Origin of the sequence: Amycolatopsis mongoliensis (assembly GCF_030285665.1) — a bacterium.
In the GTDB taxonomy this organism is placed as follows: Bacteria; Actinomycetota; Actinomycetes; order Mycobacteriales; family Pseudonocardiaceae; genus Amycolatopsis; species Amycolatopsis mongoliensis.
Genome location: NZ_CP127295.1, coordinates 1,304,302 through 1,319,364, shown reverse-complemented (window position 1 = coordinate 1,319,364; position 15,063 = coordinate 1,304,302). Strand labels below are relative to the sequence as shown.

Below are 15,063 nucleotides of genomic sequence, written 5' to 3'. Positions count from 1 at the left end.
GATTCTCCGCGCGTTCCGCACCGGAACGACTTTCGTAGGGACTGTGCCCGACACCATCCGAACGCCGGAAGATCTCGATCACCGGGAACCGTTAGTACCGCTCGGGAAAACGATGTCAGTCGGCTTCGGCACCCAGCGCGAGCAGCCCGTTCCGCAGCACGTTCGCGGCTTCTTCCTGCCGCCCGGTCTCCCCCAGCAGCTCGCTCAGCGGCCGCAGGGCGCGTGCCAGCACACCCCGCGCCCCGAGTCCGGTGGCGAGCTCGACCGCCGCCCGCAGGTTCTCCGCCGCGCCCCGGGCGTCTCCGCGGGCGCGGGCCAGCGACCCCAGCTGCAACCGGAGCTCCGCCGCCAGCGCCGTGCCCGCCACGACGGCCGGGCGGACCTGGTCGAGCAACGCGCCCGCCGTCTCCGGCCGGCCGGCCGCCAGGTACTCCGCCGCCAGCTCGACCGTGATCGCCGGGACGTCGTCCGGCCACGCCGTTTCCCGCGCCGCGCCGAGGTCGGCCAGCGCGCCTTCGACGTCGCCCGCGCGGCCGCGGACCCGGGCCCTGGCGAGCAGGCAGTGGGCCATCGCCGGGTGCAGGGCCCGTTCCTGCATCAGGTCGTAGGCCGCGGCGACGGACGCGGCCGCGTCGGCGAACCGGTCCGCCGCCAGGTGGCTGCGGCACACCTCGACGTGGCTGCGGGTCAGCTCGGCCAGCACCGCCGGGCCGCCCCGGGTGAGCCGCAGCGCCGACTCGGCGTACTCCGCGGCCCGGTCCAGATCGCCCTGGCGCAGGTGCCGCTCAGCGAGACACGCCCGCAGCGTCAGCAGCATCGACGGCTGCGGGTATCCGTCGCGCAGCAGCTCGGCGTGGCAGGTTTCCAGCAGGTGCAGGGAATACTGCGCCTCGCCCCAGTCGCTCAGCACCGCCGCCCGCAGAGGGACGACCATCGCCCGGACCGGCGGCGGCTCGCCCGACAACGTCGTTTCCGCCTCGGCGACGTACTTCGTGCGGATGTCGCCGGACGAATACCCGGCCAGCCACAGCAGCGCGATCCCGGCCTGCCGCGGCCGGTCCAGGCGTTCGGCGCGGCGCCGGATCCGCTGCATTCGCGGGGTCGCGCGGCGGGCGTCGCCGGACAGGAACCGCTCCGCCGTCTCGATCAGCTCGAGGTCGAGTTCCAGGAGCTCCCGGGGCGAGCTGCCGCCGAGGAGCTCGTCCGGGTCGATGCCGAGCTGTTGGGCGAAGAACCGCAGCGCGTCGCCCGACGGCGTCCGCGCGCCGGTCTCGACCGACGACACGTACGCCGCGGAGTACTGCGGCCCGGCCAGTTCGCGCTGTGTGAGGCCGCGCTCGGTGCGCAGCTCGCGCAGGCGTTCACCGACGCTCTCGCTCACTCGGGCCGCCTTTCCACCGGTTCAGGGTAGGCCGCGCGGCGGCGGGGGAGTCGCCCGCCGCCGCGCGGCCGGGATCAGCAGGCGCCGCCATCGCTCCACACGGCCCACGAGGTGGGCGCGCCGGGCTCGGCACCGGTCGAGTACCACAGGGACGTCCACTGGTGACCGTTGTGGCCGACGACGTCGTCGGGCACGTACGCCTTCGCGGAGTCCCACTCGGCGAGCCCGTCGCAGCCGGTCGGCGGGGTGCCGGTGCCGACGGTGAGCGAGAACTGCGCGGTGTGGTCGGCATCGGTGCCGTCGCCGGTGACCGTCACCTGGTTGGTGCCCTGCGGCGTGGTCGCCGAGGTGGTGATGGTCAGCGTCGACGTGCCGCCGGACTGGACGCTCGCCGGGCTGAAGGTCGCCTTCGCGCCTTCGGGGAGGCCGGTCGCCAATAGCTGGACCGCCTGCGCGGTGCCCGAGGTGATCCGGGTGGTCACCGTGGTGGTCGCGGTCTGTCCGGGCTGGACGGACGCCGACGCCGGGGAAAGCGTCAGCGAGTAGTCGTTGCCGGCCGGCGGCTGGCCGCTGCAGGTGGGCTCACCGCTGACGGCCGGCACGCTCACCGCGTCCCACGCGGCCTTGGTGGCGTTGTACTCGGTGCAGCTGCCCGGGAAGAGCGCGATCGCGGCTTCGAGCGTGGCCTTGCGGGCGGATTTGTGGTTCCACGACGAGGTTTTCTTCAGCAGACCGTTGTAGAAGATCTTGCCGGCCTTCTGGATGCCGATGCCGGTGACGGTGGAGCCGTTGCAGGTCGGGCTGGCCGGCGAGGCGTTGCTGCCCTGGGAAAGCAGGGAGAACCAGTGGTTCTGCGGGCCCGCGGCGGCGTGCACCTCGGTGCTCGGGATCGACGCGGAGTAGCAGTTCGGGTCGCCGACTTGCGACGGGTTGTACATGTACCGGATCGGGCCCTGGCCGACGAGGTTGACGCCTTCGCCGACGGTGAAGTCCGGGGTGTCCTTCGGGTTGTTGGCGTAGAACTCGGTCAGCGCGCCGAAGATGTCACCGGTGGACTCGTTGAGCCCGCCGTTCTCGTTGCCCGACCCCGCGCCGCCCGGCGTCGTCTGGAAGATCGCGTGCCCGAACTCGTGCCCGACGACGTCCATCGGCGTCGCCTGGCGCCGGTTGTCCTGCGAGTGCCCGAAGTGGGTCGAGGAGCCGTCCCAGTAGGCGTTGACGTCGTTGAGGCCGACGCTCGCGCGGAAGCCGCCGCCGGCGCCGTCGATGCCGTTGCGGCCCAGCCACTCGCCGAGCATCTTCCACTCGGTCTGAACGCTGTAGAGCGCGTCGACGCAGCCGGTTTCGAGGTCGGTGCCGGAGCTGGTGCCCCAGGTGTTGGTGCTCTTCGTGAAGATCGCGCCGCCCTCGCGGCCGCAGGCGATGCCGCGGCGCGTGGGGTCGGTCATCGAGTAGGAGCTGCCGGAGCCGGACGTGTCGATCGAGACGGTCCCGGCGTAGTAGGAGTTGCCGGTGCCGGCTTCGCGCACGTCGTCGCGGGTGTCGAGGACTTTGCCGGTGGCGCTGTCGACGAAGACGTGCAGCTTGGTCGGGTGTGTCTTGGTGTGGCCGGAGACGACGACCTCGTAGGCGAGCTTCGGGGAGTCCCCAGCGAGTACGACGAGCTTCGGCGCGGTGGCGGTGTCTACTGTGGACACCTTGCTCTTGGCGATCTCGGTCGCCTGTTCGGCGTTCAGGGTGGCCTGGGTGTTCACGGCGATCGGCGCCGTGTGCGCGGCTTCGGTGCCGCGGACGCGCCCGGCCCCGTCGGCGACGACGACCGCGTCCCCGCCGACGACCGGCAGGCCGTGGTAGGTGCGCTGGTAGGAGGCGTAGTAGAGCCCGCCGCCACCCGGGGTGACGCCGGTGCGGACGAAGGCTTCCCCGGCGCCCTTGGCGAGCCGGTCGGCGCCGCTGAGGGCGGCCTGGTCGGCGGCGCGGGCGGCGAGCGCCTCGGGCGGGGTGGCGGCGGGAGTGTCGGGGCCGCCGGCGGCCGGGATCGCCGGCACCGCGAAGGTCAGGGCCAGGCCGGCGATCGCCGCCAGCCCTCGTGGGGATCTCATGGGGAACCTTTCCGGGGACACGGGAGGTGTGTCCGGTGCGATAACTGCTGTTATTGCGCTGGACGCGTCCGAGTAAAGGTTCCGGTCGCCCGCCGGTCAATGGGCCGAACGGCTCAGTGGCGCACCCCGAAGATCACGACGTCTCGCGCGAAACCGCAGGAAACACCCGGGTTTCCAACTGGTCTGAACCAATTCACCAGACTTTGGTAGGAAACTTCCCCAGCCCGGACCACCGGCCCGCGCAGGTCCGCCGTGTCGACCCCTCGATCACGCGTGTCGACCTCCCCATCACGCGAGTCGACCTTTCAGTCACGCGAAGCTCGTGGCCAGAGGGTCGACACGCGTGTCTGGAGGGTCGACACGCGTGTCTGGAGGGTCGACACGCGTGATTGGAGGGTCGACACGCGTGATTGGAGGGTCGACACGGTTACGGGCCGGTGGCGGAGTCGAGGCCGCGTTGGTAGGCCTTGATCGCCTCGTCGAGATGACCACGTTGTCGCAGGACGTCGCCGAGGCGCAGGGCCGTCGAGACCGCCGCGCCGTGCAGGGACGCCCGGGTCTGGATCTCCGCCGCCTCGCGCAGCAGCCGGGTCGCGGCCTCCAGGTCGCCCTCGGCCTGTGCGATCTGGCCCCGCAGCCCCGTCGCCTCACCGAGGGACTCGACGTCGCGGGCCAGCAGCGGCCAGACCTCCGACACCAGCGAAGCCGCCTCGGCGGGCTCTCCCTGCCGCAGTCGGACCTCGGCCAGCTCGAGCGTCGCCCCCGCGACGCCTTCCTCCGCGCCGATCGCCGCGAGCTGGTCGCGGGCCGACGTCAGTTCCGCGCGGGCCTCGTCCAGCCGGCCCAGCCGGCGCAGGAGGTACCCGCGCGCCCAGCGGCAGCGGGCCGCGTCGCGGTCGAACCCCACCGACGCGAACAGGCGGCACGCCTCGGTCAGGTCCTGCTCCGCCCGGCCGGACTGCCCGGTCGCCTGCCACACCTGCGACGCCTGCCGGTGGAACCGTGCGACGAAGTCCGGCCGCGTGGCCGCCCGGGCCAGGCGAAGGCCGTCGAGTGCCGCACGCTGGGCCCGGTGCAGCCCGCCCATCTCCATCAGCGGGTGGATCAACGCGCTGAGCAGGCACAACTCGGCATCGGCGTCGGCCGGCCCCGCGGCCAGCTCCTCTTCGACGCGCGCGATCGCCGCGCCCGCGTCGCCGCTGTAGTACCGGCAGCCCGACCAGCGGTGCACGATCATCGCCCGCAGCCACGGCGGTGCCGCTTCGCTCAGTTCCGAAGCGTGCTCCAGTTCCTTCTGCGCGCCTTCGACGTCGAACTGCTGCCACTTCACCTCGGCGAGGCAGAACCGCGCGTAGCACTCGACGTCGTCCAGGCGGTAGCCCGCGGCCCGCTTCCCGGCGGCGGCGAACCGTTCTTCGGCAAGGGTGACCCGGCCCTGCTCGAGGTCGCGGTAGCCCTCGTCGAGGGACGCGCGCAGCTCTTCGGTGACGCCGGGCGGACGGCCGAAGCGCAGGTCGTCGGCGGTCAGGCCGAGCCGCCGAGCCAGGTAGGCCAGCATTTCCTCGGACGGCGGCCGGCTGCCGGTCTCGACCTTCGCCAGGAACCCGCGGTCGTAACCCGGCTCCGCCAGCTCGCGCTGGGTCCAGCCCCGGTCGGTGCGCAGCCGCCGGATCCGCGCGCCGAGCGGTTCGGTCATCTCCCCACGGTAGGTCATCGACGCCGGCATCGCGGAAACGGACATATTGACGCCCTGTCCGTGCCGGGATAGCGTTCTCCTGCTAAATAGGAAACTTTCCTAACAAAGTGGAGGGCGACCATGCGCCTGCTTCCCCTCGCGACGGCGGCCGCGCTCGCCGTGCCCCTCGCCGCGACCCCGGCCGAAGCGGCCACCGCGCCGGCCGCCGTGCGCGTCGACCAAGTCGGCTACGCGCTGGGCGAGGCGAAGCACGCGTACCTGCTCGGCGGGGCGGCGGGGAAGTTCACCGTCGTCGACGAGCGCGGCCGCACGGTCCGCGAAGGCCGCACCGGCGCGAGCCTCGGCGCCTGGAACGCCCGCTACCCGGCGGTGTTCGACCTCGATCTGTCTACTGTGGACCGGCCGGGCACCTACCGCGTCAAAGCCGCGGGCGCGACGTCGCCGCCGTTCCGCATCGACACCGCGAGCCGCCTGTTCCGCCCGCTCGTGCGCGCCACCACCGAGTTCTTCCAGGCCCAGCGCGACGGCCACGACGTCGTCCCCGGCCGGCTCGACCGCAAGCCGTCGCACCTCGCGGACAAGAAGGCGACCGTCTACGCCGAGCCGAAGTTCGCCGGCGAGGGCGGTGACGAAATCGTCGAACCGCTGAAGCCACAGGGTGGTCCCGTCGACGTCGAGGGCGGCTGGGTCGACGCGGGGGACTTCGTCAAGTTCACGTCCAACACCGCGTACTCGCTGGCCGAGCTGGGTTTCGTGCTGCGCGAGGACCCCGATCCGGTGCTGGCGGAGGAGGTCCGCTTCGGCCTCGACTGGCTCGACAAGATGTGGGACGGCTGGACGAAGACCCTCTACGCCCAGGTCGGCATCGGCACCGGCAGCGAGGAGTTCGGCTTCCTCGGCGATCACGACGTCTGGCGCAGCCCGCAGGACGACGACGCGCTGAGCGTCGAGCCCGGCGACCCCGCCTACTTCGTCAAGCACCGCCCGGTGTTCCCGGCCGCCCCCGCGGGTGCGCCGCTGTCCCCGAACCTCGCCGGCCGCATCGCCGCCGCCTTCGCGCTCGGCGCGCAGGTGCAGGCCCACCGCGACCCGAAGCTGGCCCGGCACTACCTCGCCGAGGCGGCGGCGGTGTTCGCCCAGGCCAAGACGGCGGACGTCGGCGAGCTCGTCACGGCGTTCCCGCACGCCTACTACCCGGAGTCGTCCTGGGAGGACGACCTGGAGCTGGGCGCGACGCAGCTCGCGCTGGCCGCCCGCAAGCTGGGGGACCCGCGCGCGAACGGCTGGGCCCGCGACGCGGCGAAGTGGGCGAAGGCGTACATCGGCAGCGACGACACGAGCACGTTGAACCTCTACGACACGAGTGCGCTCGCCCACGCCGACCTCGCCGGCCTGTTGCGCACCGGCGTCCCGGGCGCCGCGCTCGGCGTCCGCGAGCTGGCCGCGGACCTGCGGCGCCAGCTGGACGCGGGCGTGGCGTCGGCGAAGAAGAGTCCATTCCGGACCGCGGTCGACGTCACCGACTTCGACGCCGCCAGCAAGAGCTTCGGCTTCGCGGCGACCGCACGGCTCTACCAGCGCGTCACCGGCGACACCCGCTACGCCGCCTTCGGTGCGCAACAGCGTGACTTCACGCTCGGCGCGAACGCCTGGGGAGTGTCGCTCGTGGTCGGCGTCGGCTCGACGTTCCCGCAGTGCCCGCACCACCAGGCCGCGAACCTCGCCGGACCTTCGAAAGTGCTGTACGGCGCGGTCGTCAACGGCCCCAACGGCGCGGGCACCTTCGCCGACCTGCCGTTTCCCGCGGGCGCGAAGGAATGCACCCGTCCGTATGAATCCTTCGACGGCCAGGGAAGTCGTTACGCGGACGACCTGAGTTCATGGCCCAGCAACGAGCCCGCCATCGACTTCACCTCCACGGCCCTCTTGGCATTTTCGCTGGCGGGGAGGTCGTAGCATGGCCCGGTGAGCGAACAGTCTGAATTCCCCGACGGCCAGTACCCCGAGCGCCCGGTCGAGCGCCACAAGGGCCCGGTGGTGCTGCGCCGCGACCGCCGCGACCAGGGCAGCACGACCGACCAGCGGCTGCTCGACTCGCGCGGACCGAGCGACTGGGTGCACACCGACCCGTGGCGCGTCCTGCGGATCCAGGCCGAGTTCGTCGAGGGCTTCGGCGCGCTCGCCGAGGTGCCGCGCGCGGTGACGGTGTTCGGCTCGGCGCGCACCAAGCGCGACCACCCGGAGTACGAGCTCGGCCGCAAGATCGGCGCGGCGCTGGCCAACGCCGGGTTCGCCGTGATGACCGGCGGCGGCCCGGGCGCGATGGAGGCGGTCAACCGCGGTGCGGCCGAGGCCGGCGGCTTCTCCGTCGGGCTCGGCATCGAGCTGCCGTTCGAGCAGGGGATGAACCCGTGGGTCGACCTCGGGGTCAATTTCCGCTACTTCTTCGCCCGCAAGACGATGTTCATCAAGTATTCGCAGGCCTTCATCTGCCTTCCCGGCGGCTTCGGCACGCTCGACGAGCTGTTCGAGGCGCTGACGCTGGTGCAGACCAAAAAGGTCACGAAGTTCCCGGTGGTGCTGTTCGGCAGCGACTACTGGGGCGGGCTCTACGACTGGATCGCCAAGACCGTGCAGGCCGAGGGCAAGGTCAGCCCGCACGACCTGGACCTGCTGCACGTCACCGACGACATCGACGACGCCGTCCGCGTGGTGCAGGAGTCCTACCAGGCGTGGGAGGACACGCACTGATGAGCCGGATCTGTGTCTTCTGCGGCTCCTCGATGGGGTTCTCGCCGCGCTACGCCGAGCAGGCGGCGGCGCTCGGCAAGCTGCTGGCCCAGCGCGGCATCGGCCTGGTCTACGGCGGGGCGAGCGTCGGCACGATGGGCGTGGTCGCCGACGCGGCCCTGGCCGCGGGCGGCGAGGTGATCGGCGTGATCCCGGAGGCGTTGTCCTCGGTCGAAATCTCCCACGCGGGCCTGTCGGAGCTGCACGTCGTCAAGGACATGCACGAGCGCAAGGCCAAGATGGCGGCCCTGTCCGACGGTTTCCTGGCGCTCCCGGGCGGTGCGGGCACGCTGGAGGAGCTGTTCGAGGTCTGGACGTGGGCCCAGCTCGGCCTGCACGGCAAGCCGATCGGCCTGGTCGACGTGGACGGGTACTACGGGCCGCTGATGGCCTTCGCCGACCGCATGGTGACCGAGGGGTTCGTCAAGCCGGAGTACCGGCAGCTGCTGATGACCGACGCGGACGCGGCGGTGCTGCTCGACCGGTTCGAGACGTACGAACCGCCGGCCCCGCCGAAGTGGGCCACGGAGCCACCGGGCATCTGAGCGCGCACGGCGCCGGTCGTCCACGGCGCCGGTCGTCCACGAGAGGTGAAGCGCCCCAATGTGGCGTTCGGTGCGTCAGGCGCACCCAATGTGGCGTTCGGTGCGTGGGACGCAACCAACGCCACATTGGGGCGCTCGAGCCGGGTCGCGAACGCAGGGCCGGGAAAGCAGGGGCGTAAACGCGGGGCCCGGAGCGCTAGCTGTCGGCGGTCACCCGACCGGCCTCGGCGACCTCGGTGCTCGCCCGGACGAACGCGGCCACCGCCCGCGACCGCGTCCGGTCGGGCCAGGCCAGCAGGACCGACGTCCGGGGCGCGTCGAGCACCGGCACGCACACCACGTCCGCCCGCACGTGGCGCCGCCCGGACTCCGGGACCACCGCCACCACCTGGCCCAGCGCCACCAGCTGCAGCAGCTGACCGGAATCGCGTACCTCGGGACCGGTCACGTCGCTGCCGGGCCAGCGGGGGAACGGCTCGCCGTCGAGGTCGGCGACGACCAGCGCCGCCCGACCGGCCAGGCGGTGGCCGCGGGGGAGCATCGCCACCTGGTCCTGCTCCAGCAGCAGCTCGGTGTCGAACCCCGCGATGTCGTCGTGCGGGCCGTGGAGGAACGCCAGGTCGACGCGGCCGTGGCGCAGCATGCGGGACTGCTCGCCTATCCCGCACACGATCACCTCGACGTCGATGGCGTCCGGATCCTGCCGGTACCGCGGGAGGATCCGCTCGAGCAGGCCGGCGTCCCCGTCGGGCTTCATCGCCACGAGCAGCCGCGGCACCTCCTGCCCCGCGCGCTGCGCCCGGCGCACCGCCGCATCGACCGCGTCGAGTGCTTTACGGCTCTCCGCAAGGAAAACCGCACCCGCCGAGGTGAGGGTCACGCCGCGGCTCGTGCGTTCCAGCAGCGTGACACCGATGCGCCGTTCGAGCTGCTGGATGGCGCGGGACAGCGGGGGCTGCGCCATGCCGAGGCGCTGCGCCGCGCGGCCGAAGTGCAGTTCCTCGGCCACGGCGACGAAATACGCGAGCTCCCGCGTCTCCATACCGCCAGAGTATCGGCCGATGCGGCATCGGTGTTGGCTCGCGCGGGGGCCCCGCTGGTGTGCTGGAGCCATGGACGAAATCACCTTGGTCACCGGCGCGAACAAGGGCATCGGCCGCGAGATCGCCGCGCAGCTCGCCGCCCTCGGGCACACCGTCGTCATCGGCGCCCGCAACGCCGAACTCGGCGAGAAGGCCGCCGCCGAACTGGGCACGGATTCGGTGGTCCTCGACGTGACCGACCCCGCGTCGGCCGCCGCGGCCGCCGACACCGTCGAAGCCCGCTACGGCCGGCTCGACGTGCTGGTCAACAACGCGGGCATCAGCCGTCCGCCGGGCACGGACCTCACGCACCAGAACCCGAGTTCGGCCGACCTCGCGACCTTGCGCGCGATCTTCGAGACGAACTTCTTCGGCGTCGTCACGGTCACGAACGCCCTGCTCCCGCTGCTGCGCCGCTCGGCCGCGCCCCGCATCGTCAACGTCTCCAGCAGCGTCGCGTCCCTGACGCGCAACGCCGACCTCGCCGCGCAGCTGCCCATTTCGGCGGGCTACACCCCGTCGAAGACCGCGTTGACGTCGTTGACCCTGCAGTACGCGAGAGAACTGCGTCCCGACGGGATCCTCGTCAACGCCGTCTGCCCGGGCTACTGCGCCACCGACCTGAACGACCACGCCGGCTTCCGCACGCCCGCTCAGGGTGCGGCGGCCGCGGTCCGGATGGCGACGATCCCGAAGGACGGCCCCACCGGCACGTTCGTCGACGACGAGGGTCCGGTTCCCTGGTGACTCAGGCGGCGCCTTCGCTGGGCCGCTTGTGGTAGGTGTCCACGTACTCCTGGCCCGAAAGCTCGAGGATCGCGTACATCACCTCGTCGGTGACCGAGCGGCGGATCGCCGGCGAGTTGTCCTGGCCTTCGTAGCGCGAGAAGTCGAGGGGCTTGCCGAACGTGATGCCGATCTTCGCGAGGCGCGGGACCTTCGCGCCCTTCGGCTGGAGGCCCTCGGTGCCGGTCAGCGCGACCGGCACCACCTTCGCACCGGTCGCCAGTGCCAGCGCCGCGACACCCGTGTGGCCGCGGTGCAGCCGGCCGTCCAGCGAGCGCGTGCCCTCGGGGTAGATCGCGAAGACGCCGCCCGCGTCGAGCACCTTGCGCGCCGCTTCGAGGGCCGCCAGCCCGGCCTGGGCGTTGCCGCGCTCGACCGGGATGTAGCCGAGGCCGCCGACGAACCCGGCCATCAGCTTGCCCTTGACGCCCTTGCCGGTGAAGTACTCCGCCTTGCCGAGGAACTTGACCTGCCGCGGGGTCGCGAACGTGATCACGCCGGTGTCGAGCGCGGCGCGGTGGTTGGCCGCGAGGAGCACCGGGCCCGTGGCGGGCACGTTCTCCACGCCGTGCACCTCCGGCCGGTACACCGCCCTGGCCAGCGGTCCCAGCACGAACCGGACAAGCAGCGCGATCAAGTGGTCCTCCTCCTCGGGTGCGGTGCCACCAGCATGGCACGATCGCTACTCGTGAGTTGGTTCGAGCGGCGTACGTGGCAGGAGCCCGGTTGGACGCCCGAGGACATCGTGACCGCGAAGGGTGACCGCACGGTTTCGGTGGTGCTACCGGCACTGGACGAGGAGCGGACCGTCGGCGACGTCGTCGCGTCGGTGCGGCCGCTGGTCGGCGGCGCCGTCGACGAGCTGATCGTCATGGACTCGGGTTCGTCGGATGCCACGGTGCGGGTCGCCGAGGCCGCCGGCGCGCGGGTGGTCCGCCGCGAAGACGTCCTGCCGGACCTGCCGCCGGTGCCCGGCAAGGGCGAGGTGCTGTGGCGCTCGCTGGCCGCGACCAGCGGGGACTTCGTCGTGTTCCTCGACTCCGACCTCGTCGACCCGGACCCGGCGTTCGTGCCGTCGCTGCTCGGGCCGCTGGTCTCCGAAAGCGGCGTCCACCTGGTCAAGGGCTTCTACCGCCGTCCGCTGCGGCTGGAGAGCACCGGCGGGGGCCGCGTCACCGAGCTGCTGGCGCGGCCGGTGCTCTCCGCGCTGCGCCCCTCGCTCGGCGGGCTGGTCCAGCCCCTCGGCGGCGAGTACGCGGGCACGCGCGAGTTCCTGGAGTCGGTGCCGTTCGCCGCCGGGTACGGCGTCGAGATCGGGCTGCTGCTCGACGCCGAAGCGCGCTACGGCCTCGACGGGCTCGCGCAGGTCAACCTCGGTGTCCGCAAGCACCGGAACCGGTCGCTGCGGCAGCTCGGCGCGATGTCCCGGCAGATCCTGGGCACGGCCCTGTCGCGCTGCGGGGTCCCGGCGGCGGACGCGCCGTTCACGCAGTTCGTGCAGGTCGACGAGGAGTGGCTGCCGGACGTCACGGAGGTCCGGGTCGCGGACCGGCCGCCGATGCGCGAAGTGCTCGCCCGTCCTCGAGGGTGAGGACCTCGTCGAAGCCGGCCAGGTGCTCGGGGCGGTGGGTGACGAGGACGACGGTGCCCTCGGCCCTGGCGAGGACTTTCGCCAGGACGGCGTCGCCGTGCGCGGGGTCGAGGCCTTCGACCGGCTCGTCGAGCACCAGGACCTTCGGTGCGGCCAGGACCGCGCGGGCGAGGATCAGCCGCTGGCGTTGACCGCCGGAGAGCGCTGCGCCGTCCGGGCCGGTGTCGCGGTCCAGGTCGAGGTCGAAGTCGGCGGTCGCGCAGGCTTCCTTCAACTCCTCGTCGGTGGCCTGCGGCTTCGCGAGCAGGAGGTTTTCGCGGACGGTCGTGTGGAAGACGTGGGCGTCGGCCAGCGCTCCGGAGACGAGGGCCGGCAGGTCGGCGTACTCGGCGAGCGGGTGGCCGTCGAGGAGCACCTGGCCGTCCGTCGGGGTTTCGAGGCCGAGGAGGAGCCGCAGCAGGGTCGTCTTGCCGGCGCCGCTGGGACCGAGGACGCCGACGCGCTTCCCAGGGGGGAGGTCGAGGTCGAGGTCCCGCAGCGCGGGAGCCCGGCCGGGGTGGCGGACCCCGGCCCGCCGGAGCCGGAAGTGTCCTTTTTGCACGGACCGGGTGCCCCGAGGGAGGGCGGGCTCGGCGAGCACGGCCCGCACCCGGGCGGCCGACGCGCGGATCTCGGGGACGCGGCGCGCGGCGCCGACGAGCGGGAGGACGACTTCGAAGGTGGTCATGGCGGCCAGGGTGAGCGCGGCGGTCCAGGGCACGGAGGCGTGGCAGAGCAGCGCGACGGCGGCGGTGGTGAGCAGCTGGACGAGCGTCCCGGCGGCGGTGAGCAGGGCGGTCTTGGCCGACGTTCCCCGCTCACTCGCGGCGAGGTGGTCGACGACGTCGGTGGCCCGCCCGTGGGCTTGTCCGAGGGCTCCGGCGGCGACGAGCTCCCGGCGCCCGGTGACCAGCTCGACGGCCCGTTCGGCGAGTTCGGCCCGCTTCGGCGCATCTTCCCGGGCCGCGTGCCCGGTGACCCGGATGACCAGCCACGGCAGGAGCACGCCGGCGACGAGCAGGCCGCTCGCGAGCGCGACGGCGGCTTGTGCCGACGCGGTGGCGGTGACGGCCACGGCGGCGCTCCCGGCGAGCGCGGCGACCCCGGCGGGCAGCAGCCACCGCAGGACGGCGTCCTGCAGAGCGTCCACATCGGACACGAGCCGGGTGACGAGGTCCCCGCCGGAGTAGCGTGAGCCGGGCAGGAGGGCTCGGTAGACGCGGGTGCGCAGGGCGCCGAGCCACCGCAGGACGACTTCGTGGCCGGCGAGCCGTTCGGCGTACCGGAGCCCGCCCCGGAGCAGGGCGAGGGTCCGGACGGCGACGATGGCCACGGTGAGGGCGGCGAGCGGCGGCCGTTCGGCGGCGCGCAGGAGCAGCCAGGCGGCGGTGGCCATCAGGGCCAGGGCGGCGAGTTCGGCCCCGGCGCCGAGGAGCGCGGCGCGCAGGAGCCGGAGAGCGTCCTTCATCGAGACGGCCCAGAAGTTCACGCCGCCACCTCCGTGCGGATCCGGCCGTCGCGCAGCTCCACCACCCGGTCCGCCAGCGCGACCATCGCCGGCCGGTGGGCGACCAGCACCGCCGTCCGTCCGGGCAGCAACCGCCGCGTCGCCGACAGCACCGTCGCCTCCGTGCGGGAGTCCAGCCGGGCCGTCGGCTCGTCGAGCAGCACCAGCCCCGCCGAAGTCCGCGCCAGCGCCCGCGCCAGCCCGACCCGCTGGCGCTGGCCCGCCGACAGGACTTCGCCGAGCTCGCCCACCGGCGTCTCGAACCCGGCGGGCAGCCCCGCCGCCACGGAGGTCAGGGCCGCGGCCCGAGCCGCACCGGGAACGTCGGCGGAAGGCAGGCCCAGCGCGATGTTGGCCGCCAGCGACCCCCGGAACAACGTCGGCCGCTGCGGCACCCAGGCGACATCGGCGAGCCACGAAGACGGCGACAGCAGGCGCAGGTCGACCCCGTCCACCAGGACCCGCCCCGAAGCCGGCGTCACGAAGCCCAGCAACACCGACAGCAACGTGCTCTTGCCGGACCCGCTCGGCCCCACCAGGGCCACCCGTGCACCGGCGGGCACCGACAAGTCCACTTCGGACAGCGCGGGAACCCCGTCGTAGCACACCGAAACCCGCTCCAGGACGAGCGAAGGCGCACCTCGGCGACGACAACGCGCCCCGGAGCGCGGAGGCACCACCGGCACGGCGAGTGCCTCCCGCAACGCCGTCAGGCCCTCCGCCGCCGCGTGGAACTTCGCGCCCGCCGCGCGCAGCGGCAGGTACGCCTCCGGGGCCAGGATCAGGATCAGCAGTGCCGTCCGCGCGTCGAGACCGCCGTCGAGCAGCCGGAACCCGATCGGCACCGCCACCAGCGCCACCGACAGCGTCGCCACCAGTTCCAGCACCAGCGACGACAGGAAGGCGACCCGCACCGTCTTCAAGGTCGCGTCGGCGTGCGCGTCCGCCATGGCCCGGACCGTCTTCGCCTGGGCTTCCGCGCGGCCGAACACCTTCAGCGTGCCGAGCCCGCGCACGACGTCGAGGAAGTGCCCGCCCAGCTTCGTCAGCAGCTCCCACTGCCGCGAAGTCCGCGCCGCCGTGTGCTTCCCGACCAGGATCGCGAACACCGGGATCAGGGGCAGCGTCGCCGTCACCACCAGCGCCGACACGAGGTCCGTGGTGAACAGCCGCACGACCACCGCGACCGGCACCACCACCGACACGACCAGCGACGGCAGGTACCCGCTCAGGTAGCTGTCCGTCGCGTCGACTCCCCGCGTGACCTGCGTGGCGACGACGCCGGCGCGGTCGGAAGCCGAGTCGAGCAGCCGCCGCCGCAGGCCGCCGCGGACCGATGCCGCGAACCGTCCACCGAGGACGCCGTGGCCCCAGGTGAGCGCGACCCGGCCGAGCAGAGCCACGACCAGGAAGGACGAGACCCCGCCGCCGGTGAGCAGCGTGGCCAGTCCTTCGGCCTGGACCAGGACGGCCGAGGCGGAAAGCACTCCGAGCGCGGCCAGCACGGCCAGGTACCGCCGGAGTCCGGGCAGAGCAGGCACAGG

General features: G+C 72.9%; 12 protein-coding genes. 5 read left to right on the top strand and 7 right to left on the bottom strand.

From position 1 onward, the window contains the following. Positions 1–115: 115 nt before the first annotated feature. The 3 genes from QRX60_RS06090 to QRX60_RS06080 all read right to left on the bottom strand — a co-directional run bounded on the left by QRX60_RS06090 (position 116) and on the right by QRX60_RS06080 (position 5,197). Positions 116–1,381 carry a helix-turn-helix domain-containing protein gene (locus QRX60_RS06090; protein WP_285999816.1) on the bottom strand — a complete coding sequence of 422 codons (1,266 nt, stop codon included), beginning with the start codon at positions 1,379–1,381 and terminating at the stop codon, positions 116–118. 74 nt (positions 1,382–1,455) lie between these two features. Further along, entirely contained in the window at positions 1,456–3,483 is a 2,028-nt protein-coding gene (locus QRX60_RS06085; protein WP_285999815.1) for a M4 family metallopeptidase, read from the bottom strand. Between the two features lie 427 nt (positions 3,484–3,910). Beyond that, positions 3,911–5,197 carry a helix-turn-helix domain-containing protein gene (locus tag QRX60_RS06080; RefSeq protein WP_408630259.1) on the bottom strand — a complete coding sequence of 429 codons (1,287 nt, stop codon included), beginning with the start codon at positions 5,195–5,197 and terminating at the stop codon, positions 3,911–3,913. Between the two features lie 102 nt (positions 5,198–5,299). Here QRX60_RS06080 and QRX60_RS06075 point away from each other — a divergent pair, with 102 nt between their 5' ends. From QRX60_RS06075 to QRX60_RS06065, 3 genes are read left to right on the top strand one after another with little or no spacing between them, the layout of a single operon-like run. Continuing rightward, positions 5,300–7,135 carry a glycoside hydrolase family 9 protein gene (locus QRX60_RS06075; protein ID WP_285999813.1) on the top strand — a complete coding sequence of 612 codons (1,836 nt, stop codon included), beginning with the start codon at positions 5,300–5,302 and terminating at the stop codon, positions 7,133–7,135. A gap of 9 nt (positions 7,136–7,144) precedes the next feature. Next, positions 7,145–7,930: an LOG family protein gene (locus tag QRX60_RS06070; protein WP_285999812.1), complete on the top strand. Its 786-nt coding sequence runs from the start codon at positions 7,145–7,147 to the stop codon at positions 7,928–7,930. Next, complete coding sequence (locus tag QRX60_RS06065; protein WP_285999811.1) at positions 7,930–8,514, top strand: LOG family protein; 585 nt, start codon at positions 7,930–7,932, stop codon at positions 8,512–8,514. Before QRX60_RS06070 ends, QRX60_RS06065 begins: the two co-directional genes overlap by 1 nt. 196 nt (positions 8,515–8,710) lie before the next feature. Here QRX60_RS06065 and QRX60_RS06060 read toward each other — a convergent pair whose 3' ends face one another. After that, entirely contained in the window at positions 8,711–9,556 is an 846-nt protein-coding gene (locus tag QRX60_RS06060) for a LysR family transcriptional regulator (RefSeq protein WP_285999810.1), read from the bottom strand. A 70-nt stretch (positions 9,557–9,626) separates the two neighbouring features. On the opposite strand from QRX60_RS06060, the gene QRX60_RS06055 reads away from it, so the two are divergent. Then, positions 9,627–10,343, top strand: a complete 717-nt coding sequence (locus tag QRX60_RS06055; protein WP_285999809.1) for an SDR family oxidoreductase — start codon at positions 9,627–9,629, stop codon at positions 10,341–10,343. Position 10,344: 1 nt separating this feature from the next. Here QRX60_RS06055 and QRX60_RS06050 read toward each other — a convergent pair whose 3' ends face one another. After that, complete coding sequence (locus QRX60_RS06050) at positions 10,345–11,019, bottom strand: lysophospholipid acyltransferase family protein (protein WP_285999808.1); 675 nt, start codon at positions 11,017–11,019, stop codon at positions 10,345–10,347. 51 nt (positions 11,020–11,070) lie between these two features. Here QRX60_RS06050 and QRX60_RS06045 point away from each other — a divergent pair, with 51 nt between their 5' ends. Further along, positions 11,071–11,973: a glucosyl-3-phosphoglycerate synthase gene (locus QRX60_RS06045; RefSeq protein WP_285999807.1), complete on the top strand. Its 903-nt coding sequence runs from the start codon at positions 11,071–11,073 to the stop codon at positions 11,971–11,973. On the opposite strand, the gene cydC is transcribed toward QRX60_RS06045, so the two are convergent. Then, positions 11,909–13,501: a thiol reductant ABC exporter subunit CydC gene (cydC, locus tag QRX60_RS06040; RefSeq protein ID WP_285999806.1), complete on the bottom strand. Its 1,593-nt coding sequence runs from the start codon at positions 13,499–13,501 to the stop codon at positions 11,909–11,911. The two genes, QRX60_RS06045 and cydC, sit on opposite strands and share 65 nt — an antisense overlap. Further along, positions 13,498–15,060, bottom strand: a complete 1,563-nt coding sequence (cydD, locus tag QRX60_RS06035; protein ID WP_285999805.1) for a thiol reductant ABC exporter subunit CydD — start codon at positions 15,058–15,060, stop codon at positions 13,498–13,500. The genes cydC and cydD overlap by 4 nt, the downstream gene beginning before the upstream one ends. Positions 15,061–15,063 lie beyond the last annotated feature (3 nt).

Coding starts and splice junctions, on each gene's coding strand:
- QRX60_RS06085 (WP_285999815.1), bottom strand. CDS start 3,483: ATGAGATCCCCACGAGGGCTGGCGGCGATCGCCGGCCTGGCCCTGACC.
- QRX60_RS06080 (WP_408630259.1), bottom strand. CDS start 5,197: ATGACCTACCGTGGGGAGATGACCGAACCGCTCGGCGCGCGGATCCGG.
- QRX60_RS06075 (WP_285999813.1), top strand. CDS start 5,300: ATGCGCCTGCTTCCCCTCGCGACGGCGGCCGCGCTCGCCGTGCCCCTC.
- QRX60_RS06065 (WP_285999811.1), top strand. CDS start 7,930: ATGAGCCGGATCTGTGTCTTCTGCGGCTCCTCGATGGGGTTCTCGCCG.
- QRX60_RS06060 (WP_285999810.1), bottom strand. CDS start 9,556: ATGGAGACGCGGGAGCTCGCGTATTTCGTCGCCGTGGCCGAGGAACTG.
- QRX60_RS06055 (WP_285999809.1), top strand. CDS start 9,627: ATGGACGAAATCACCTTGGTCACCGGCGCGAACAAGGGCATCGGCCGC.